Source organism: Curtobacterium sp. Csp2, from assembly GCF_013347165.1.
In genome coordinates this window covers 3,601,463-3,621,747 of record NZ_CP054593.1, presented here as the reverse complement: position 1 = coordinate 3,621,747, position 20,285 = coordinate 3,601,463, and the positions used below count along the sequence as shown (strand labels likewise).

Annotated in this window: 19 protein-coding genes and 1 pseudogene; 13 read left to right on the top strand and 7 right to left on the bottom strand. The window is 72.8% G+C overall.

Annotation, left to right across the window (positions count from 1 at the left end; translation table 11 throughout):
* Positions 1-109: 109 nt before the first annotated feature.
* Complete coding sequence (locus HUN59_RS17570) at positions 110-1,069, bottom strand: NAD(P)/FAD-dependent oxidoreductase (RefSeq protein ID WP_174779109.1); 960 nt, start codon at positions 1,067-1,069, stop codon at positions 110-112.
* 58 nt (positions 1,070-1,127) lie between these two features.
* Between HUN59_RS17570 and HUN59_RS17565 the strand changes: the two genes are divergently transcribed.
* The gene (locus HUN59_RS17565) at positions 1,128-1,754 is read left to right on the top strand and encodes a helix-turn-helix domain-containing protein (protein ID WP_441307046.1); all 627 of its coding nucleotides are present in this window, start codon (positions 1,128-1,130) and stop codon (positions 1,752-1,754) included.
* 59 nt (positions 1,755-1,813) lie between these two features.
* On the opposite strand, the gene HUN59_RS17560 is transcribed toward HUN59_RS17565, so the two are convergent.
* The gene (locus HUN59_RS17560) at positions 1,814-2,497 is read right to left on the bottom strand and encodes a hypothetical protein (protein WP_174779108.1); all 684 of its coding nucleotides are present in this window, start codon (positions 2,495-2,497) and stop codon (positions 1,814-1,816) included.
* A 137-nt stretch (positions 2,498-2,634) separates the two neighbouring features.
* The gene (locus HUN59_RS17555; protein WP_174779107.1) at positions 2,635-3,621 is read right to left on the bottom strand and encodes a LacI family DNA-binding transcriptional regulator; all 987 of its coding nucleotides are present in this window, start codon (positions 3,619-3,621) and stop codon (positions 2,635-2,637) included.
* A 103-nt stretch (positions 3,622-3,724) separates the two neighbouring features.
* On the opposite strand from HUN59_RS17555, the gene HUN59_RS17550 reads away from it, so the two are divergent.
* The 4 genes from HUN59_RS17550 to HUN59_RS17535 are packed head-to-tail and all read left to right on the top strand — an operon-like array spanning position 3,725 to position 8,896.
* Entirely contained in the window at positions 3,725-4,981 is a 1,257-nt protein-coding gene (locus HUN59_RS17550) for an extracellular solute-binding protein (RefSeq protein WP_174779106.1), read from the top strand.
* Positions 4,982-4,986: 5 nt separating this feature from the next.
* Positions 4,987-6,027, top strand: coding sequence for a carbohydrate ABC transporter permease (locus HUN59_RS17545; RefSeq protein WP_174779105.1), 1,041 nt, complete (start codon positions 4,987-4,989; stop codon positions 6,025-6,027).
* The gene (locus HUN59_RS17540; protein WP_114850726.1) at positions 6,024-6,944 is read left to right on the top strand and encodes a carbohydrate ABC transporter permease; all 921 of its coding nucleotides are present in this window, start codon (positions 6,024-6,026) and stop codon (positions 6,942-6,944) included. Before HUN59_RS17545 ends, HUN59_RS17540 begins: the two co-directional genes overlap by 4 nt.
* 2 nt (positions 6,945-6,946) lie before the next feature.
* Positions 6,947-8,896 carry an amylo-alpha-1,6-glucosidase gene (locus HUN59_RS17535; protein ID WP_174779104.1) on the top strand — a complete coding sequence of 650 codons (1,950 nt, stop codon included), beginning with the start codon at positions 6,947-6,949 and terminating at the stop codon, positions 8,894-8,896.
* Between the two features lie 232 nt (positions 8,897-9,128).
* On the opposite strand, the gene HUN59_RS17530 is transcribed toward HUN59_RS17535, so the two are convergent.
* The gene (locus HUN59_RS17530) at positions 9,129-9,701 is read right to left on the bottom strand and encodes a hypothetical protein (RefSeq protein WP_174779103.1); all 573 of its coding nucleotides are present in this window, start codon (positions 9,699-9,701) and stop codon (positions 9,129-9,131) included.
* 63 nt (positions 9,702-9,764) lie between these two features.
* Positions 9,765-10,526, bottom strand: coding sequence for a glycosyltransferase family 2 protein (locus HUN59_RS17525; RefSeq protein ID WP_174779102.1), 762 nt, complete (start codon positions 10,524-10,526; stop codon positions 9,765-9,767).
* A gap of 226 nt (positions 10,527-10,752) precedes the next feature.
* Here HUN59_RS17525 and HUN59_RS17520 point away from each other — a divergent pair, with 226 nt between their 5' ends.
* The 5 genes from HUN59_RS17520 (at position 10,753) to HUN59_RS17500 (ending at position 15,160) form a co-directional block, all read left to right on the top strand.
* A complete protein-coding gene (locus HUN59_RS17520; protein ID WP_174779101.1) occupies positions 10,753-11,394 on the top strand; it encodes an MBL fold metallo-hydrolase in 642 nt (213 codons plus the stop codon).
* 65 nt (positions 11,395-11,459) lie between these two features.
* A complete protein-coding gene (locus HUN59_RS17515) occupies positions 11,460-12,140 on the top strand; it encodes an HAD family hydrolase (RefSeq protein ID WP_174779100.1) in 681 nt (226 codons plus the stop codon).
* A 150-nt stretch (positions 12,141-12,290) separates the two neighbouring features.
* Positions 12,291-12,773, top strand: a complete 483-nt coding sequence (locus HUN59_RS17510; protein ID WP_254629928.1) for a GNAT family N-acetyltransferase — start codon at positions 12,291-12,293, stop codon at positions 12,771-12,773.
* A gap of 69 nt (positions 12,774-12,842) precedes the next feature.
* Positions 12,843-13,466, top strand: coding sequence for a TetR/AcrR family transcriptional regulator (locus tag HUN59_RS19530; RefSeq protein WP_231049915.1), 624 nt, complete (start codon positions 12,843-12,845; stop codon positions 13,464-13,466).
* Positions 13,463-15,160, top strand: a complete 1,698-nt coding sequence (locus HUN59_RS17500) for an MDR family MFS transporter (protein ID WP_174779098.1) — start codon at positions 13,463-13,465, stop codon at positions 15,158-15,160. The genes HUN59_RS19530 and HUN59_RS17500 overlap by 4 nt, the downstream gene beginning before the upstream one ends.
* A gap of 263 nt (positions 15,161-15,423) precedes the next feature.
* On the opposite strand, the gene HUN59_RS17495 is transcribed toward HUN59_RS17500, so the two are convergent.
* Positions 15,424-16,377: a LacI family DNA-binding transcriptional regulator gene (locus HUN59_RS17495; protein WP_254629927.1), complete on the bottom strand. Its 954-nt coding sequence runs from the start codon at positions 16,375-16,377 to the stop codon at positions 15,424-15,426.
* 178 nt (positions 16,378-16,555) lie between these two features.
* Here HUN59_RS17495 and uriH point away from each other — a divergent pair, with 178 nt between their 5' ends.
* From uriH to HUN59_RS17480, 3 genes are read left to right on the top strand one after another with little or no spacing between them, the layout of a single operon-like run.
* The gene (gene uriH, locus HUN59_RS17490) at positions 16,556-17,611 is read left to right on the top strand and encodes a uridine-preferring nucleoside hydrolase UriH (protein ID WP_174779097.1); all 1,056 of its coding nucleotides are present in this window, start codon (positions 16,556-16,558) and stop codon (positions 17,609-17,611) included.
* 5 nt (positions 17,612-17,616) lie between these two features.
* Positions 17,617-19,026 (top strand): uridine transporter UriT, encoded by a 1,410-nt coding sequence (gene uriT / locus HUN59_RS17485; protein ID WP_174779096.1) that lies wholly within the window; start codon positions 17,617-17,619, stop codon positions 19,024-19,026.
* Complete coding sequence (locus tag HUN59_RS17480) at positions 19,023-19,880, top strand: ribokinase (RefSeq protein ID WP_174779095.1); 858 nt, start codon at positions 19,023-19,025, stop codon at positions 19,878-19,880. Before uriT ends, HUN59_RS17480 begins: the two co-directional genes overlap by 4 nt.
* A 46-nt stretch (positions 19,881-19,926) precedes the next feature.
* Here HUN59_RS17480 and HUN59_RS17475 read toward each other — a convergent pair.
* A pseudogene (locus HUN59_RS17475) lies at positions 19,927-20,223 on the bottom strand (Ppx/GppA phosphatase family protein); the annotation flags it as partial.
* Positions 20,224-20,285 lie beyond the last annotated feature (62 nt).

Here is a 20,285-nt window from a genome sequence, read left to right as displayed (position 1 = left end):
CCCCGACGGACGGCCTGCTCGACGACGTGACGGCGCACGTCTTCGGCTGACCCCACCGACCGGCTGCCCCGCCGGCCGGCTGATCCGCCCGGCGAGCGAAGCGCCCGGCTCAGTCCGCCAGCGCCGCCGCCAGGTCCGCCTGCACCAGGTCGCCGTGCACCGCCGCGCCCGCCTGCGTCCCGGCAGCGGCCGCCGCGATCACGGTCGCCATCGGCGCCGTCACGTTGCCCGCCGCGTACACCCCGCGCACGCCGGTGTGCCCCGCGGCGTCGACCACGAGCGCGCTCCCGAACCGGGAGCCGTCCACGACGACGTCCTCCGCCACCAGGCCCAGCCCGGCCAGGAAGTCGACGCGGGCCTCGGCGGTGCTGGCGGCGGCGAGGGCGTCGAGCGGGACGACCTCGCCCGAGCCCGTCTCCACCCCGGTCAGCACGTCGCCCGAGGAGACCACGCGGGCAACCGACCCCGCGATGATCCCGATGCCACGGGCCAAGAGACCAGCAACGGCGGTGTCGTCGACGAGGGCCGGCTCCGTCACGAACGCCGTCACCCGGTCGCTCAGCGCCCGGAACATCAGCGCGTGGTGCGCTCCGGTCGGTGTCGTCACCAGGATCCCGATGCGCTGGTCGCGGATCTCCCACCCGTGGCAGAACGGGCAGTGCACGACCCCGCGCCCCCACTGCTCGGCGAGTCCCGGGACCTCCGGCAGCACGTCGACGGCGCCGGAGGCGACGACGAGCCGCCGAGCGGTGACGACCGCGCCGGAGTCGAGCGTGACCGAGAAACCGATCGGGTCGGTCCCGTCACCGTCCGTGACGGACGTGGCCACGATCCTCCCGGCCGTGACCTGCACACCGTAGGCGGCGACCTCGTCCCGTCCGATGCGGATCAACTCGGCGGGGGCGACCCCCTCGCGCCCGAGGTAGTTGTGCGCACCGGCCGCGGGCGCGTTGCGGGGCTCACCCGCGTCGACGACGAGGACGGAGCGGCGGGACCGCCCCAGGATCAGGGCGGCGGACAGGCCGGCGGCCGAGCCGCCGATGACGATGACGTCGAAGTGATCGGACATGACCACAGCGTGCGGCGCGCTCGACCAGATCAGCAACGAATCTTGCCGGTCTGGCAACATGGCCGGCATGGCACACGGCCGGGAGGATCGGATCACCCCACGCACGACGGCCCAGGTCGTCGACGCGGTGGGTCCGCGCCTGCGCGCGCTCCGCGAACGGCGTGACGTCACGCTCGCGGCGCTCGCCGCGGAGACCGGCGTCTCGGTGTCGACGCTCTCGCGGCTGGAGTCCGGCCAGCGGCGACCGACCCTCGAACTGCTGCTGCCGCTGGCGCGGGCGTACCAGGTGCCGCTCGACGACCTCGTCGGGGCACCGCAGACGGGGGATCCGCGCGTCCACCTGCGCCCCGAGCGGCACGGCGGGCGGGTGGTGATCCCGCTCACGAAGCGGACCGGGGGCGTGCGCTCGTTCAAGCAGCTCATCCCGCCGGAACCCGCGAACAGCGATCGGACACTGAAGACCCACGAGGGCTACGAGTGGCTCTACGTCCTGTCCGGGCGGCTGCGGCTGCTGCTCGGTGACCGGGAGTTCGACCTCGGGCCCGGCGAGGTCGTCGAGTTCGACACGCACACGCCGCACTGGGTGGGCAACACCACGGACGAGGTCACCGAGGTGCTCTGCCTGTACGGGCCCCAGGGCGAGCGGGCGCACGTGCGGTCGCGACCGGCGGCCCGGGCGGACTGAGCCGGGCGCTTCGCTCGCCGGGCGGATCAGCCGGCCGGCGGGGCAGCCGGTCGGTGGGGTCAGCCGAAGACGTGCGCCGTCACGTCGTCGAGCAGGCCGTCCGTCGGGGTGTTCGACTGGCTGATGCGGATGCCGATGTCGCCGCGGGTGAAGTACGTGTCGCCGTCGATGACCGGGTACTGCGAGTTCTGCGAGACCTTCTGGCAGCGGTACCCCTCGGCGACGTGTGCGCAGTCGTAGCCCTTCGCGGGCAGCGCCTGCAGCGCACCGAACGCGCGAGACGAGTCGACCACCACCACGTCGATCACCAGGTTCGTGATGTCCGCCCGTGGATCCCGCCAGACGCACGACAGGTGCTTGCCGTCGGCCTGCAGGACCGGCGTGAAGGCGTCCTTCGGGCGGGACCACGAGTCGCCGACGACCTTCGGGTCGTTCAGCGGAGCCTCGGCGAACTTCCACTTGCCGGCCGTGATCAGGTCGGAGCACTCGGACGGCACCGTGCCGCCGTCGTGGTCGACGCCGGGGACCGGGGTGATGGTGGACGTCGGCCGCGGGGTGCTCGACGGAGTCCGCGAAGCCGTGGCGCTCGGGGTGCTCGTCGCCGACGGCGTGGTCGTCGGCGTGGACGTCGCCGTCGGCGTGGTCACGACGTCCGGTCCCTCGGTGCAGGCGCTCAGGACGAGGACGAGCGCGGCGCCGATCCCGATCGTCGCGAGCAGTGTCGTGGCGCGTGCGGTGCGCATGGAGTCCCCCGGTCTCGGCGGCTCGGACGTTCTCGTGCCGCGGTGCTGCCGACGCTACCGACGGTGCTGAGTCGCTGGAGTCGCCGGTACCGAACCGTTGCCGGTCCGAGACGGGATCGTGACCGCGGGGGTAGGGGTCAGGGGCGCCAGACGACCGTCGGTTCGAGCAGACGGTGCCCGGTCGGTGCGGGCAGGACCGACCTGCCGGTGCCCATCAGCAGGTCCAGCGCCGCCGCGGCCGCGTCGCCGAGGGGCTGCTCGACGCTCGAGATCCCCAGGGCGTCGGCCACCGGGGTGTCGTCGTACCCGACCACCGGGACGTCCGGGCCGAGGGCGAACCGTGCCCCGAGCGCCAGCGTGTCCGATGCGCAGACGACCGCGTCGACGGCGGCCCCGTCCGCGACCGCCCGGGTGACGACCTCGGTCGCCGCGGAGACGTCGTCCTTGCAGACGAGCTGCACCTGGTCGGGCAGGCCCGCTGCGGCGAGGGCGTCCTGCCAGCCGTGGCGCCGCTCGTCGCCCTGCCCAGAGGGGCTCGGCCACCCGAGGAACCCGATGCGTCGGTGCCCCGCCTCGAGCAGGTGCGCGGTCGCGGCCCGGAGACCGGCCCGACCGTCGACGTCCACCCACGGCAGCACGTCGGCGCGCTCGGCCGACTGCCCCCACGGGCGTCCGAACAGCACGAACGGGACGTCCCGGTCGGCGAGCCACCCGGGCCGAGGGTCGTCGTGGAAGGTCGAGGTGAGCACGAAGCCGTCGACGTCGGACCCCTCGACGAGCCGCTCGATGTGCGTCAGCTCGTCGTCGACGTCCCGCGCGGTGAAGAGCAGGATCCGCATGCCCCGCGCGTCCGCGTGCTCGACGAGGGCGTGCAGGAAGCGGTCGAGCACCGCGCCGGAGATGCCGTGCACGGGTTCGAGTCGGACGCCCAGGGTCGAGCTCTGCCGGGTCCGCAGCCGCCGTGCCGAGGCGTGCGGGCGGTAGCCGAGGGTCTCGATCGCCGAGCGCACCCGGTCCAGGGTGTCCGGACGGACGACCTCCGGCCGGTTCAGCGCGTTCGACACGGTCTGCCGGGAGACACCGGCGACCGCGGCGACGTCGGCGACGGTGGCGGGCTGCGACATGGGCTTCACCGTAGCGCCTCGTCGGTGTATCGTGATGGCGTTTGATCGATCAAATTGAACGATCCAACGATTACTCGACGAGGAGTACCCGATGCAACGACCCATGACACGACGCACAGCTCGCGCGCTGTCCGCAGGGGCGATCGCCCTGACCGCAGCGCTGTCCCTCTCCGCCTGCGGCTCCGGCTTCAGCGGCTCCGGTTCGGACTCCGGGTCCGGGGGGCTCACCTCGAGCGACAAGTCCCTCTCTGTGCTCATCGGCTCCTCCGGCGACGCCGAGACCGCCGCGGTCAAGAGCGCGGCCGCCGCCTGGTCGAAGTCCTCCGGGACCGGTGTGAGCGTCCAGGCCGCCAACAACCTCGACCAGCAGCTCGCCCAGGGGTTCGCCTCCGGCAAGCCCGCCGACGTGTTCTACGTCAGCACGTCGTCGCTCGCCGGGTACGCGGCGAACGGCTCGCTCCTGGCCTACGGCGACCAGCTGCAGGACCAGGGCGACTTCTACCCGACCCTGACGAAGTCGTTCACCGTGGACGGGAAGCTGTACTGCGCGCCGAAGGACTTCTCCACCCTGGGGCTGTTCATCAACAAGGCGGACTGGAAGGCGGCCGGGCTGACCGACGCCGACGTCCCGACGACGTGGGACCAGCTGAAGACCGTTTCGGAGAAGCTGACCCGGGACGGTCGCGTCGGACTCTCGACCAGCCCGCAGGTCGAGCGCCTCGGGGCGTTCATGGCCCAGGCCGGCGGCGCCCTGACGAACGCCGACCAGACGAAGGCGACCGTCGACTCCGCCGCCAACGTCCAGGCGCTCGACTACGTGAAGGGCCTGCTCGACGACGGCTCGATGAAGTTCTCGAGCGACCTCGGCGAGAGCTGGGGCGGCGACGCGTTCGGGAAGAACAAGGCCGCGATGACCATCGAGGGCAACTGGCTCACCGGCGCGATGTCCTCGAGCTACCCGAGCGTCGACTACCAGGTCGTCGCACTGCCGAAGGGTCCGAAGGGCGCCGGCACCCTGCAGTTCACGAACTGCTGGGGCATCGCGAAGGATTCCCCGAACCAGAAGGCGGCGCTGTCGTTCGTCGAGAAGATGACGAGCACCGACCAGCAGCTCACCTTCGCGAAGGACTTCGGCGTGATGCCGAGCGTCGAGTCCGCTGCGAGCACCTGGAAGCGCGACTACCCGCAGTACGCGGCGTTCCTCGACCAGGCCGACGTCGCCCAGGGGCTGCCGAACAAGGCCGGCACGTCGGACGTGGTCGCCGACTTCGACTCGAAGCTCGGCTCCCTGCAGAAGACCGACGTGCAGACCCTGCTCGAGGGCGTCCAGAAGAACATGGCCGCTGCGCTGAAGGGCTGACCGCGATGTCCCGGAAGAACCGCCGCGAAGCCGTCTCGGGCTGGCTGTTCACCGCCCCGACGGTGATCGTCCTCGGCCTGTTCCTGCTCGTGCCCGTCCTCATGGCCGCATGGGTGAGCGTGTCGAACTGGCGCGGGGTCGGCAGCCCGTTCTCGTCCGACGTGTCCTTCGTCGGCGGCGAGAACTACGCGAAGATCCTCGGCGGGGGCGGGCTCGACGAGCAGAACTTCGGCACGGCCCTGCGGAACAACCTCTGGTACGTCGTGTTCGTCGTGCCGCTGCAGACCGCCGTCGCCCTCGGCCTGGCCGTCCTCGTGAACGGACGGGCGCTCAAGGCGCGGGGGTTCTTCCGGACCGCGTTCTACTTCCCGTCCGTCACGAGCTCGGTCGCGATCACCGTGCTCTGGCTGTTCCTGTTCTCGTCCTCCGGAGCGGTGAACACGATCATCGGGTGGATCGGGGTCCGCGGACCGAACTGGTTCAACGAGCCGACCGGCATCTTCCACCTGGGGGCGGGGCAGCCTCCGGCGTTCCTCGCCGACCACACGATGCTCGGCATCTCGTGGTGGGAGTGGACCGCGGGACCGTCCGTCACGATGAGCGCGTTCATCCTGCTCGCCGTGTTCACCACGAGCGGCACGTTCATGCTGCTGTTCATCGCGGCGCTGCAGAACCTGTCCGCCGACGTCGACGAGGCAGCGATGATCGACGGCGCGGGCGCCTGGACACGCTTCTGGCGGGTCACGCTCCCGCAGCTGCGCCCGACGCTCTTCACGGTGCTCACCCTCGGGCTGATCGGGACGTGGCAGGTCTTCGACCAGATCTACACCGGCACGAAGGGCGCCCCGGCGAACACCACGCTCACCCCGGCGTACCTGTCGTACACGTCCGCGTTCCAGAGCCAGCAGTGGGGTGTCGGTGCGGCGATCGCCTTCATCCTGTTCGGGATCATCGTCGTCTTCACGCTGCTGCAGCGCTGGGCACTGCGGGACCGCCCCGTCTCACGACGGCGGATGCGCTGGATCGGACAGGGAGGGTCACGATGACCGCCGCACCCACCTCGGCACGGACGGGAGGCACGGTGCCGGACCTCCGCGCCGCCACCGTCGCACAGGCGCCCGGCCCGGGCCGGGGGCCCCGCCGCCTCACCGGTCGCGGGATCGTCCTGCTGGTCGTCGGCGTGGTCATCGCGGTCGTCTACCTGCTGCCGTTCTACGTGGCGATCGTCAACTCCTTCAAGACGGACGAGGACGCCTCGCTCCACCCGCTCGCCCTCCCCACCACCTGGACGGGCGCCGCGTTCCGGACGCTCTTCGAGAACTCCGACTTCGGCGTCTGGACGATGAACTCGGTGATCGTCGCCGTGGTCGTCACGCTCGGTCGGATCTTCTTCGACTCGCTCGCCGGCTACGCGCTCGCGCGCATCCGGTTCCCCGGACGCCAGACCGTCTTCGCGCTCATCGTCGCGGTGATGGCCGTGCCCGCCGTGGTGCTGCTCATCCCGAAGTTCCTCGTGATCAACCAGCTCGGCATGTACGACTCGTACTCGGGCATGATCATCCCGCTGCTCGTCGACGCCGCCGGGGTGTTCATCATGAAGAACTTCTTCGAGTCGATCCCGGTCAGCGTCGAGGAGCAGGCGAAGATCGACGGCGCCGGGGTGTTCCGCACCTTCTGGTCGATCGTGCTGCCGATGGCCCGCCCGGCCGTCGTGACGATCACGATCCTGTCGTTCCAGGGGTCGTGGAACGAGCTCCCGCACTTCATCGTGTCGGCGTCCTCGCCCGGACTGACGACCCTGACCAAGGGCGTCGCCTCGCTGGCCTCCGGCGCCCTGAGCGCCGGGAACCAGTTCCCGATCAAGCTCGCCGCCGCCTTCGTGATGACGATCCCCGTCGCCGTCGCGTTCTTCGTGTTCCAGCGGCGCATCATGAACACCAGCGACGGGGCGGTCAAGGAGTGACCATGACGACGACCACCACGCCGCCCGACGCCGCCGAGCAGGCCGCCCACGCGGTGCCGCGGCAACCCCTGCTCCACGACGAGGTCGTCGTGCTCGCCGCGCCGACCCAGGCGTGGTCCGACCCGCACGGCGACGTCGGCAGGAACCCCGTGCACGGCTACTGGACGGGCGACCAGCGCGTCGTCTCGGCGGTGACGCTGACCGTGGCCGGGTCGTCGGTGGAGCCCGTGGCGACGGTGCCGGCCGGCGCCCGCGAGGTCGTGTTCACCGGGCTCCTCCGCGGGCTCGACGGCCCGGGCGCGGACCCGGACGTGCGGCTCGACCGGACCCGTACGGTCCGCGTCGACGGCGTCCACGAACGCCTGCGCATCACGGACCGGCTCGCCCCCGGGCAACCCGCGGCCGAGCACTCCGGACACACCGGACGGACCGTGACGGTCCGGATCGTGCCGGACGCGAGCGGGATGGACGCCGTCAAGGCCGGCGCACCGCCGGTGCCGGTCCCGGCCGTGCTCGCGGCCGACGGCGGCGGGACGGACGCGGGCCGTGCCTCCTGGACGGCGGGATCGGTGTCCGTGACCCTGCGTGCCGACGGCGCCACGGTCACCACCGACGGCGACGCCGTCGTCCTGACCTGGAGCCTGCCGCACGCGCGGACCGTCGAGGTCGCGTGGGACTGCCGCGTCACGGCCCCGGACGCCGTGGCCGTCGGCGCCACCACGCCGCGGACGTTCCACGCGCCGCAGGGCGTTCAGGACGACCGGCTCCGCCGATGGCTCGACCGCGCCGTCGAGGACCTCGACGCGCTGCGGCTGCGCCGGCCGGAGGGGGAATTCCTCGCCGCCGGGGCACCGTGGTTCTTCACGCTCTTCGGGCGCGACTCGCTCTGGGCCGCCCGGTTCCTGCTGCCGGTCGACACCACGGTGGCCGGCAGCACGCTCCGGGTGCTCGCCGCGCTGCAGGGCACGCGCGACGACCCCACGACCGCCGAGCAGCCCGGGAAGATCCCGCACGAGCTGCGCCAGGCGTCGCTGCCGGTCGACAACGACGAGATCTCGCTGCCGCCGCTCTACTACGGCACCGTCGACGCGACCCCGCTGTGGATCTGCACCCTGCACGACGCCTGGCGGGCCGGCCTGCCGGAGGACCAGGTCCGGGCGCTCCTGCCCGCCCTCGAGCGCGCCCTGGCGTGGATGCGGGACTCCGGCGACGCCGACGGGGACGGCCTGCTCGAGTACGTCGACGAGTCCGGCCGCGGGCTGGCCAACCAGGGGTGGAAGGACTCCGGCGACAGTGTGCAGTGGCGCGACGGACGGCTCGCCGACGGCCCGATCGCGCTCTGCGAGGTGCAGGGCTACGCGCACGAGGCGGCCGTGCACGGCGCCGACCTGCTCGACGCGTTCGGGCTGCCGGGGGGACCGGAGTGGCGGGCTTGGGCGGCGCGCCTGGCCGACCGCTTCCGTGCGACCTTCTGGGTGACGGACGCGGTCGGACCGCACCCGGCGATCGCCCTCGACGCCCGGAAGCACGCCGTCGACTCGGCGACGAGCAACATCGGCCACCTGCTCGGCACGGGACTCCTGGACGAGCGCGAGGAGGCCGTCGTGGCCGCCCGGGTCGTCGCACCGGACATGGCGAGCGGCTTCGGTCTGCGGACCCTGTCCACGACGGCCTCGGGCTACTGGCCGCTGAGCTACCACGGCGGCTCGGTGTGGGCGCACGACACCGCGGTGGTCGTCGCCGGGCTCACCCGCTCGGGCTTCCGGGACGAGGCGCGGGAGCTCGCCGAGCAGCTGCTCGCGGCGGCGGTCGCCTTCGACTTCCGGATGCCCGAGCTGCACGCGGGAGACGCCGCCGCCGAGGCGTCCCGACCGGCGCCCTACCCGGCGGCGTGCCGACCCCAGGCGTGGAGTGCGGCGGCGGTGTTCCCGGTGTGGGTCGCGCTGCGGTGAGGGCGGCGGTCACTGGTGCGGCGCGCGGTCTGATGTATCATCGGACCTGCGCCCGGCCGTGTCGGGCGAAGTAAGCCTGGCAGTCTTCCGGACGGTACGACGAGCCAGGCTCGCGCATTTCTGGGCCGGTGTCGTCAAGGGTCGGTGTCGACAAGGGCCTGCGTGTTCTGGGCGCGTGTCTCCCGGCGTCCGCGCTGTGCGCGCCTCCCTGCCTGCGCACATCTCGGGGCCATCACCGTCGTGTATCGCGGTCGAGCCGACGGATCTGCTGCACGAGCGGGGCGAACCGGCGCGGCCAGTCACCGCCCGCCTGTTGCGCCCAGGCGACGGCGTCCGCCACCCACAGCAGCGGCTCCTCGTGCGCGTCCAGGTGGCCGTACCGCATCGTCGTGTCGTCCACCCGCCGCAGTTCCTCGCGGAGGATGCGGCGGTCCGCGGCCTCGATGGACGCGTCACGCTCGAGCACCAGGCGTGCGGCACCGACCGCGCTCGCGTCGGCGACGAGCGCGGCGAGGCAGTCGATCCGGGCAGACTTGTCGTCACGGCCCCGGACGGACCACACCCGCGCCCGGACCGGGAGCCGGACCAGCGCGCCGGTGAGCTGCCGTCGAGACGCTTCGCTCTCCCGGGTGAAGTGCAGCCGTCGTTGCCCGGGGCGGCAGAGCGCACGGAGGTCCTTCCTGACAGCGGCGAGTCGGGGTTCCGCCGCGGCCACCGCGACGACGTGGTACCCCCGGCTCTTCGACTCGTCGACGAACCACCACTCCGCGAGCGGCCTGATCGTGCGCGTCGCGGGACCGTCCATGACCGACCTGCCTACCGGACGTCGGCCGCTCGGCCTGCACCCTGTGGATTTCGCCCGGGGCGCTCAGCGCTCCGACCACGCGCTCCGCAGCCGCACCCGCAGGGCGACCCGGTAGCGACGGGCCCACCGGCGGGGCGGGTTCGCCCGGCGGCCGTTGACCCGGAAGGTGTGGAACGCGCGGCGGGTCCGGCGGACCACCGACCCGAAGCCCGAGAACGGTCGCGAGGACACCTGCACGAGCAGCCGCCGCGACGCGACCACCCGGAGCGCCGGGTCGATCGCCATCGACAGGTCGACGTCGTCGTGCACCTCGGGGTCGTCCCGGTGCACGCGGGACCGTGCGGCGGTCCACGTGGCGCGGTGGATCGCGGTCGCGGAACCGAACAGCGGCGGCCGACCGAGCGCCGCCCACATCAGGACGAAGTACGGACGCATGTAGAGCGCGTCCCACACCCGCTGGACGAGCACGCTGCCGTCGTGCGGCCGGCCGGGTCCGGTGACCGCGACGACGCCGGGACGGCCGAGCAGCCGGAGTGCCTCGGCGATCCAGTCGGGCGGCGGCACCGAGTCCGCGTCGAGCCGGACGATGACGTCGCCGGTCGCCGCGTCGTAGCCCCGCGCCGACGCCCGGGCGATGCCGCGCTCCGGTTCGACGAGCACGCGGGCGCCGGCGGCACGGGCCACCGCGGCGCTGTCGTCCCGGCTGCCGTTGTCCACGACGATCACCTCGTCGGCGGGGTGGCTCTGCGCGGCGAGGGCCTGCAGGCAGCGCTCCAGCAGGGCGGCGTCGTCGAGCACGGGGACGACGACGGAGACACGCTGCACCCCTGTGATCCTGCCGGAGACGCGCTGGACGCACGCGCGGTCGGACGGGCGCGCCGCGCTCAGCGGCAACGCGAAGCGTTGTGCGGGGCGCGCCGACCGAGCCTGCGAGGGAGGGCGTGGCGGCGGCGCCACGATCCTCCCGTCCGTCCACTGGCCACGTCGGGACTGAGCGTGCCCTCAGTCCGTCTCGGGACGACCGTCCGCGCGACGGGCGTTGACTGGGGGCATGCAGTTGACGAAGTACAACCACGCCACGGTCGTCCTCGAGCGGGACGGCGCCACCCTCGTCGTCGACCCCGGTGCGTTCACCCCGGAGGCCGCCGACCTCGTCCGCTCGGCCACGGCCGTGCTCGTCACCCACGAGCACTTCGACCACCTCGACGTCGACGCCGTCCGCGCCGGACTCGAGGCGAACCCGGACCTGGTCGTCCGCGGCCCGCAGCCCGTCGTCGACCAGCTCGGCGCACACGACGGACGCGTCGGAGCGGTCGCCGCGGGCGACGCCTTCACGGTCGGCCCCTTCGCGGTCCGGGTCTTCGGCGAGCAGCACGCCGTGATCCACCCGGACGTGCCGGTCATCCCGAACGTCGGCTACCTGGTCGACGACGCGGTGTTCCACCCGGGCGACGCGTACCTGGTCCCCGGGGTGCCGGTGCCGACCCTGCTCATGCCGACGAGTGGGCCGTGGACGCACATGGCCGAGGCGGTCGACTACGTCCGCGCGGTCGCGCCGGAGCGGATCGTGCAGATCCACGAGGCGATGCTCAGCGACCTCGGCCAGCATTCCACCGCGCGGTTCCTCGGGCCGGAGGTGCTCGGCAGCGTCCCGGTGACGATCCTGCCCGCGGGGGAGAGCATCACGGTCTGAGCCGCGCCGGTCCCGGTCGCGTCGGGCTGAGTCGCCGCTCCCGGTCGGGGGTGCACGCTGGACGGATGGCTGATGCTCCCTCGACCGCGGTCCTGTTCGACATCGACGGGACCCTCGCCGACTCCAACTACGCGCACGTCGATGCCTGGTGGCGGGCGTTCCGCGCCGCGGGGGAGTCCGTCGACGCGTGGCGCATCCACCGTGCCATCGGGATGGACTCCGGACGGCTGCTCGACGAGCTGCTGCCGGAGGCCGGCGACGACGTCCGCGACCAGGCGGAGCAGTTCCACACGGCGTTCTACTCCGAGCACGTGCCGCAGCTCCGCCTGCTGCCGGGGGCCCGCGAGCTGCTCGAGGAGGTCGCCCGCCGCGGACACGCCGTCGTCCTCGCGACGAGCGCGCCCGAGCACGAGCTGGCCGCGCTGCGGGAGCTGCTCGACGCGGCCGCGTGGGTGACCGCCGAGACGAGCTCGGAGGACGTCGACGAGGCGAAGCCCGCCCCCGGGATCGTGCAGGTGGCGCTCGACAGGGTCGGGGTCGACGCGGAGCACGCCGTGATGGTCGGCGACGCGATGTGGGACGTCGAGGCGTCGGGGAAGGTCGGTCTGCCGTGCGTCGGGGTGATGACCGGTGGCATCGGCGGCGACGAGCTCCGGCGAGCGGGAGCGGCGGCCGTGTACGACGACGCCGCGGCGGTGCTGCGGGCGCTCCGCGACGGCGAGGGGCCGATCGCCGCGCTGGCCTGAGCGGGCGACGGCCGGCCCGGGACGCCGGGCCGAGTCTCGGACTGGGCGACGAGTCGCGGGTCGATGGGCATGAGACTCGTCGTGCAGCGCGAGACTCGGGGCTCCCGCCGCCGGCCCGGGCAGGCCCCGCCCATGGGAGGATGGTCGATCGTGATCACGATCGAGCGCGTCGCCTGGGAGGACCCGCGTGGTGTGGCCCTCCGCGCCACCATGGACGAGGAGATGCACGAGCGCTACGGCGCCGGGCACCTGGACGAGGACCCCGCCGTCACCGCCGAGCGCGACCGCGTGCTGACGGTCGACCCGGCCACCGTGATCACCTCGCTCCTCGCCGTCGACGAGGACGGCACGCCCCTCGGGCACATCGCGGTCCGGTGGCTCGGTGACGAGGTCGAGCTGAAGCGCCTCATCGTCCTCGCCGCAGCCCGGGGCAAGGGTGCCGCGACCGCCCTGCTGTCCGAGGGCGAGCAGGTCGCGCGCGAGGCCGGTGCCGCCCGGGTCGTCCTGCAGACCGGGGACAAGCAGCCCGAGGCCGTCGCGCTCTACCGGAAGACCGGCTGGCAGCAGATCGACGTGTACGAGCCCTACGCCGCCACCATGCCCTGGTCCTACTGCTTCGCGAAGGCGCTGTAGCCGGGCGGTAGCCCAGCTGTCCCCCGACCACTCGTTGCACTTTCAGCAGCAGAGTGCAATTCTTGCTCGGTGAGCACCACCGAACGCACCCGCGCGCTGCGTCGACGCATGGTCGTCGAAGCGCGCCGGGCGACCATCGAGCACGGGCTGCACGGCTTCACGATCGAGCAGCTCTGCGAGACGGTCGGGGTCTCCCGTCGCACGTTCTTCAACCACTTCGCCTCGAAGGACGACGCCGTGCTCGGCATCGAGCAGGGCGCGATGGAGGAGCTCCTCGCGGCGTACGCGTCCCGGACCCTGATCTCGACCGACGTCGACCCGCTCGGGTCGATCGTCGCGCTCGCGATCGAGCAGATGCACGTCGTCGGGCTCGACCGTGCCGACGAGGCCCTGGTCCGCCGCGTGTTCGAGCGGGAGCCGGTGATGGTGGCGAAGTTCCTCGCCGCCGCCGACGTCCAGCTCGCCGCGGTCGGTCGGGCCGTCCGGCAGCGGTTCGGCTGGACCGACCCGGGCGACCGACGCGCCCAGCTCGTCGCCGAGGCCGCCGCGGGCCTCCTCAAGGTCACGGCCGGCACCTACTTCGACGACGCGTTCGACGAGTCCACGGGCCCGACGTTCGACGCGTTGCTCACCGAGAACCTCCGCCAGTTCAGGGCGGCCGTCACCACCACCGGACAGGACCACACCGCATGAGCGCGACCGCGCAGGGCACGAAGCGTGCCCGACCCGGATCCGACGGGCCGCTGTTGCTGACGCAGCGCCGGATCTGGATCATCTTCTCCGCCCTGATCGCCGGGATGCTGCTGTCGAGCCTCGACCAGACCATCGTCTCCACGGCGATGCCGACCATCGTCGGGGAGCTCGGCGGCGTCGCGCACCAGGCCTGGCTGACGACGGGTTACCTGCTCGCCTCGACCATCGTGATGCCGATCTACGGCAAGTTCGGCGACGTCCTCGGCCGCCGCAACCTGTTCCTCGTCGCGATCGCGCTGTTCACGATCGCGTCGGCCGGGTGCGCCTTCGCGGGCGACTTCACGCAGCTCGTGGTGTTCCGCGCGATGCAGGGCCTGGGCGGCGGCGGTCTGATGATCCTGTCGCAGGCGATCATCGCCGACATCGTGCCGGCCTCGGAGCGCGGCAAGTACCTCGGGCCGCTCGGCGCGATCTTCGGGCTCTCGGCGATCGGCGGCCCGCTGCTCGGCGGCTTCTTCGTCGACCACCTCACGTGGAACTGGGCGTTCTACATCAACATCCCCGTCGGCATCGCCGCGTTCTTCGTCGCCTGGTTCGCGCTGACCCTGCCGACCAAGAAGGCCGAGAAGAAGATCGACGTCCTCGGCGTCGTGCTCATGTCCGCAGCGACGACCTGCCTGGTGTTCTTCTCGGAGTTCGGCGGCAGCAAGGACCACGGGTGGGACGCCCTCGAGACGTGGGCCTGGTTCGCCGGCCTCGTGGTGGCGGCCGCGCTGCTCGTCCTCGTCGAGTCGCGCGTCGAGGACCCGGTGCTCCCGATGTCGTTCTTCCGCAACCGCACGTTCCTGCTCGCGACCGGCATCGGCCTCGTGCTCGGGATCGGCATGTTCGCCGCGATCGGCTTCGTGCCGACGTTCCTGCAGATGGCGTCGGGCACCTCGGCCGCGGTCTCCGGCCTGCTCATGCTGCCGATGATGGTCGGCCTGATCGGGACCTCGATCGCGTCCGGCAACCTCATCACGAAGACCGGCCGCTACCGGCTGTTCCCGATCGCGGGCACGGTGCTCGTCGCCATCGCGATGCTCGCCATGACGCAGCTCGCCGCGGACACCCCGATCTGGCTGATCTGCACGTACCTGTTCGTGTTCGGCGCGGGCCTCGGCCTGATCATGCAGGTCGTCGTCCTCGTCGCACAGAACGCCGTCCCCGCCGAGCAGGTCGGCACCGCGACCTCGACGAACAACTACTTCCGCGAGGTCGGCGCCTCCCTCGGCACGGCCGTCTTCGGTGCGCTGTTCACCGCCCGGCTCACCACGTCGCTCACCGACGTCTTCCGGGGTGCCGGCGGTTCGGCGACCGACGCGGCGTCCTCGGCAGGGAGCATCGACCCGGCCACGGTCGCGAAGCTGCCCGAGGCCGTGCAGGACGGCATCGTGAACGCCTACGCCGACTCCCTGGCGCCGGTGTTCTGGTACCTGCTGCCGTTCATCGCGATCGCGTTCCTGCTCGCGCTGTTCCTGCCGCAGATCACGCTGTCCGACACGGCCGGCATGGTGGCCCGCGGTGAGGCCGTCGGTGGCGCCGAGGCCGACGAGCTCGAGCGGGCCCAGCGGGCCGGCCGGGCGGCGGGTGTGGAGTCGAACGTGGATGCCGACACCGACGCGGACGCCGCCGGGTCACCGAGACGCCGCTGAGTCATCGAGACGCCCCCGTTCCCGGGGGCGTCTCGCCGTTCCGGGGGTGTCCCGCCCTGACAGGGCCGTCCCGCGCCCGTCGCGGGGCCGGCACCCCACCGGACGGGAGGCACGTGGCGGGCCCGCACCGTGCCTCCCGTCCGTCCGTGCGCCCCACCCGAACGGTGCGAGACTCGCGCTGGCGGACGCGACTCGCGCCCGCGGACGCGAGTCGTGTCCGCTGAGCCGAGTCTCGGCCCCGCCGGGCGCGCGGTGCGCGCCGCTCAGCCGCCGGTGCTCGCCCGCCGCACCAGACGCGTCGGCAGCGCGACCGGCTCGGCCGCCGTGCCGTCGACCGCCGCGAGCAGCCGGAGGGCTGCTGCGCGTCCGAGTTCCGCTCCCGGCAGTGCGACGCTCGTCAGGGCCGGCGCGGTGACGGAGGACGAGGGCAGGTCGTCGAAGCCCGCGACCGCAAGGTCCTCCGGGACCCGCAGCCCGGTCGCGGCGGCGACGCGGAGCACTCCGTAGGCCAGGGTGTCGGCGGCGGCGACGACCGCGGTGACGCCGTCCTCGTGCCAGGCCTCGAGTGCGTGCTCCGTCGCGGCTGCGGCGGCGTCCACCGTCAGGTCCGCCCGGGCGCCGAGCTCGGACACGGTGATGCCGGCGGCTGCGCAGGCCTCCTGGAACAGACGGTGCCGGACGCCGAAGGTGGCGACCCGTGCCGTGCCGTCGAGGTACGCGACCCGCTCGTGCCCGCGCTCCCGCAGGTGCGCGACGAGTTCCGCGACGCCCGAGGTCAGGTCGTAGTCGACCGCGACCGCGCCGGTCGGGGCATCCGGGGCGTCGACCAGGATGCCCGCCGGCCGGAGCCGCTCGAAGCGCCGGAGGTCGCTCGTGGCCGGCTGCGCCCCGCGCTCGGTGACGGAGAGCACGAGCTGGTACCGGTCGCCAAGGGTGTCCCGGACGCCCCGGATGACCTCGGCGAAGAAGGGGTTCGACAGATCGGGGGCGATGAGCACCACGAGGTCGCCCGTGCCCCGCGCCAGGGAACTCGCCGCGTGGTCGACCACGTACCCGAGCTCGTCCACGGCGTCGCGCACCCGCGCGGCGATCGGGGCGGAGACCCGGCCACGGTCCTTACCGTTCACGACGAGGGACACCGTGGCGATGCTCGTGCCGGCGCGTTCGGCCACCATCGCCGCGGTCACACGGCGGGCCGGGACGGCGGAGGATGGCACCCGTCGAGCCTAGCGACGCACGCGGCCCGGCAGGCCGAGAACCGCTCGGGGAGTTGACGTCAAGCGCTTGACGTGTTTCGATGTCAAACGCTTGACGCGCCGCGCCGGAGTTGGTTCCTCCACGACGCGGACCCCACCGCGTCAAGCACAGACCTCCCGGTCGTCCAGCACCCCCCCGATGAAGTGGAGCCCCACGGTGTCCGATGCGACGAAGCAGAAGATCATCCTCGACTGCGACCCCGGCCACGACGACGCCGTCGCCATGATCCTGGCGCACGGCAGCCCGGCGATCGAACTGCTCGCCGTGACGACCGTCGTCGGCAACCAGACCCTGCCGAAGGTCACCCGCAACGCCCTCGCCGTCGCGCGCATCGCCGGCATCACCGGGGTGCCCTTCGCCGCCGGCAGCCCGCGCCCGCTGCTGCGCGAGATCGAGGTCGCCCCGGAGATCCACGGCGAGAGCGGCCTCGACGGCCCGATGCTCCCCGAGCCGTCCTTCGCCCTCGACGAGCGGCACGCGGTCGACCTGATCATCGACACGGTCATGGCGCACGAGCCCGGCACCGTCACGATCGTGCCGACCGCCGGCCTGACGAACATCGCCCTCGCCGTCCGCAAGGAGCCGCGCATCGTCGAGCGCGTCAAGCAGGTCGTGCTCATGGGCGGCGGCGTGCACGTCGGCAACTGGAGCGCGGTCGCCGAGTTCAACATCGTCATCGACCCGGAGGCCGCGGACATCGTCTTCCGCGCCGGGTGGGACGTCGTCATGGTCGGCCTCGACCTCACGCACCAGGCGCTCGCCACCCCCGAGGTCGCCGCGCGCATCGCCGCCGTCGGCACCGGCCCGGCCGCGTTCGTCGGGGAGCTGCTCGACTTCTTCGGCAAGGCCTACGAGGACGCGCAGGGCTTCGACTCGCCGCCCGTGCACGACCCCTGCGCCGTGGCGTACGTCATCGACCCGACGATCGTCCGCGCCGTGAAGATGCCGATCGCGATCGAGACCGCGGGCACGCACACGCTCGGCATGACGGTCGCCGACCTCCGAGCGCCCGCGCCCGAGGACTGCCGCACGAGCGCCGCGATGGAGCTCGACCACGAGCGCTTCTGGGACCTGGTCGTCGACGCCCTCGAGCGGATCGGCGAGACGCCCGACACCGGCTGGACGCCGCGGGCCGACGCCGCAGCCGACGCCGCAGCCGCCACCCCTGCCGACGCCGGCACCACGGAGGCCTGAGCGCCGTGACCACCACCTCGACGAAGAAGTCGACCGCGGCCCTCACCGCCGCCCTGCTCGCGGCGTGCATCGCGTTCCAGCTCAACGCGAGCATGCTCAGCCCGGCCCTGGTCACGATGGCGCGCGACCTGCGCACCGACGACGCCACGATCGGCCTGTCCCAGACGCTGTTCTTCACGCTCGCCGCGCTGTTCTCGCTGTTCCTGCCCCGCCTGTCCGACATCGTCGGCCGGAAGCGCGTGCTCCTCGGCATGCTCGCGGTCATGCTCGTCGGCAGCGTCGTCGCCGCACTCGCCGTGAACGTCCCGATGCTGTTCGCCGGTCGCATGATCCAGGGCGTCACCGGCCCGGTCGTGCCGATCGGGCTGCTCATCCTGCGGAACGAGATCGCCGACCCGAAGCGGTACGGCGCGGCCCTCGGGCTGCTGACCGCGGTGAACGGCGGCATCGCGGGCGTCGACGCGCTCGCCGGCGGGTGGATCGCCACGAACTTCGGCTTCCGCGGCATCTTCTGGGTGATCGCCGTCGTCACCGTGGTCGCGACCGTGATGGTCGCCGCGTGGGGCGTCGAGTCGAAGCCCTCGGCCGGCACCCGGATGGACTGGTGGGGCGTGCTGCCGCTGGTCGTCAGCGTCGGCGCCCTCCTGACCGCGTTCAACGAGGCCGGCAAGCTCGCGGCCGCGGACTGGGCTCTCGTGGTCGGCGCGGTCGTGCTCGCCCTCGTCGCCTTCGGGGTGTTCTGGGCCGTCGAGTCCCGGGTCCGCGAACCCCTGGTCGAGACCCGGTTCCTCAAGCGCCGGGCGACGTGGGCGCTCCTCGTGACGACCCTGCTCACGATGACCGGCGTCTTCGCGGTCGTGAACGGCCTCGTGACGAGCCTCGCGCAGAACCCCGAGGTCGGCTTCGGCATGGAGCCGGACCTCGCCTCCCTCGCGTTCCTGACGCCCTACGCGCTCGTCGGCTGGGTGGTCGGACCCTTCGCGGGACGGCTCGCGCCGACCCTCGGCTACCGTGCCGTGCTCCGCGTGGGCCTGGTCGGCAGCATCGTCGCCACGGTCGTCATGGCGATCGTCGGCGTGCACTCGCTGCCGGTGCTCGTGGCGGCGACGGTCCTGATCGGCATCACCTACGCGGGCATCGCGAACATCATCCTGAACGGCCTCGGCATCGTGCTCTCGCCAGACTCGAACCCCGGGTTCCTGCCCGGTCTCAACGCCGGTGCGTTCAACCTCGGCGCCGGCATCAGCTTCGCGGTCCTGCCGGCGCTGCAGATCGCCCTCGGGACCGGTGGGTCCGCCGGGACCACCGGGTACTCGGGTGGCATGCTCCTCGGAGCCGTGATCACCTGCGCGGCCCTCGCCACGTCCTTCCTCATCCCGCGGCCGGCCTCGGCCGAGACAGGAGCCACCGCATGAGCGGCATCGTCGTCGTCGGGAGCCTCAACGCGGACCTGGTGGTCCGCACCGAGCGCTTCCCCCAGCCCGGTGAGACCCTGCACGGGTCCGACCTCGCCACCCTGCCCGGCGGCAAGTCCGCCAACCAGGCGGTCGCAGCCGGGAGGCTCGGGGGCACCGTGCGCATGATCGGTGCGGTCGGCGACGACGGGAACGGTCGACTGCTCCGCGACTCCGTCGCGGCTGCCGGGGTCGACACCACGCACGTCGCCGTCCGCGAGGGTGTGCCGACCGGCACCGCCGTCATCACGGTCGACGCCGCCGGCGAGAACACCATCGTCGTCTCCGGCGGCGCGAACGCCACGCTCACGCCGGACGACCTGCCCGCCGACGCCTTCGACGGCGCCGGGGTGCTCGGCCTCTGCCTCGAGGTCTCGATCGACGTCGTGCTCGCGGCCGCCCGCGCCGGACGTGCCGCCGGCGCCACCGTGCTGACGAACCTGTCGCCCTTCGGTGCCGTGCCGCAGGAGCTCCTCGACCTGACCGACGTCCTCCTCGTCAACGAGCACGAGTCGGTCGCGCTCGGGGACCACGGCGTCGCCCGGTCGGTCGTGACGCGGGGTGGCGACGGCTGCGTGGTGCACGATAGGGACGCCGAGCCGGTCGTGGTCGAGGCCGTGCGGGTCGAGCCGGTGGACACCACGGGCTGCGGCGACGCGTTCATGGGGGCCGTGGCGCTCCGACTCGACGCGGGGGACTCCCTCGTCGACGCGGCCCGGTTCGCCGTCGGCGTCGGGGCGTACGCCGCGACGAAGCCGGGCGCCCAGGCGTCCTACCCGACCCCCGCCGAGCTGGAGCGCTTCCTGCGGTCCTGACCCGCGCCTCGTCCTCGCCGGACAGCACCGCGAGCTCGACGCCGGTCTCCCGTTCGACGTGTGCGAGCACCGCGTCGGAGTTCACGGCGTCGCGGACGGCCGAGGTCGCGAACGCGAGCATGTCCTCGCACCCGCGGTCCTCGGCGACGCGGACGGACGCGGCGACGAAGGCGGTGAGGGCGGCGATCCCCTCCGGGGTCACCGCGCCGGACTCGTCGAGGTGCTCGGCCAGGCGCAGCGGCTGCTTGTACGACGACGCGGGCAGCGGCGCCGCCCCGCCGTGGGCGTCCACCACGAGCAGGTGGCCGGTGTTGGACCCGATGTCGAGGACTCCCACGCGCATGCCACCACGCTAGCGGCGTCGGTGGTCCCGCAAGACGCAACCGTGGCGGTTTCGCGCCTGTC

Bases quoted from the DNA above. Each gene is read 5' to 3' on its own strand.
- HUN59_RS17555 (WP_174779107.1), bottom strand. From the start codon at position 3,621: ATGTCGCAGCCCGCCACCGTCGCCGACGTCGCCGCGGTCGCCGGTGTC.
- HUN59_RS17530 (WP_174779103.1), bottom strand. From the start codon at position 9,701: ATGGACGGTCCCGCGACGCGCACGATCAGGCCGCTCGCGGAGTGGTGG.
- HUN59_RS17480 (WP_174779095.1), top strand. From the start codon at position 19,023: ATGAGCGGCATCGTCGTCGTCGGGAGCCTCAACGCGGACCTGGTGGTC.
- HUN59_RS17540 (WP_114850726.1), top strand. From the start codon at position 6,024: ATGACCGCCGCACCCACCTCGGCACGGACGGGAGGCACGGTGCCGGAC.
- HUN59_RS17515 (WP_174779100.1), top strand. From the start codon at position 11,460: ATGGCTGATGCTCCCTCGACCGCGGTCCTGTTCGACATCGACGGGACC.
- HUN59_RS17565 (WP_441307046.1), top strand. From the start codon at position 1,128: ATGGCCGGCATGGCACACGGCCGGGAGGATCGGATCACCCCACGCACG.
- HUN59_RS17520 (WP_174779101.1), top strand. From the start codon at position 10,753: ATGCAGTTGACGAAGTACAACCACGCCACGGTCGTCCTCGAGCGGGAC.
- HUN59_RS17535 (WP_174779104.1), top strand. From the start codon at position 6,947: ATGACGACGACCACCACGCCGCCCGACGCCGCCGAGCAGGCCGCCCAC.
- HUN59_RS17570 (WP_174779109.1), bottom strand. From the start codon at position 1,069: ATGTCCGATCACTTCGACGTCATCGTCATCGGCGGCTCGGCCGCCGGC.
- uriH (WP_174779097.1), top strand. From the start codon at position 16,556: ATGAAGTGGAGCCCCACGGTGTCCGATGCGACGAAGCAGAAGATCATC.
- HUN59_RS17500 (WP_174779098.1), top strand. From the start codon at position 13,463: ATGAGCGCGACCGCGCAGGGCACGAAGCGTGCCCGACCCGGATCCGAC.
- HUN59_RS17550 (WP_174779106.1), top strand. From the start codon at position 3,725: ATGACACGACGCACAGCTCGCGCGCTGTCCGCAGGGGCGATCGCCCTG.
- HUN59_RS17560 (WP_174779108.1), bottom strand. From the start codon at position 2,497: ATGCGCACCGCACGCGCCACGACACTGCTCGCGACGATCGGGATCGGC.
- HUN59_RS17545 (WP_174779105.1), top strand. From the start codon at position 4,987: ATGTCCCGGAAGAACCGCCGCGAAGCCGTCTCGGGCTGGCTGTTCACC.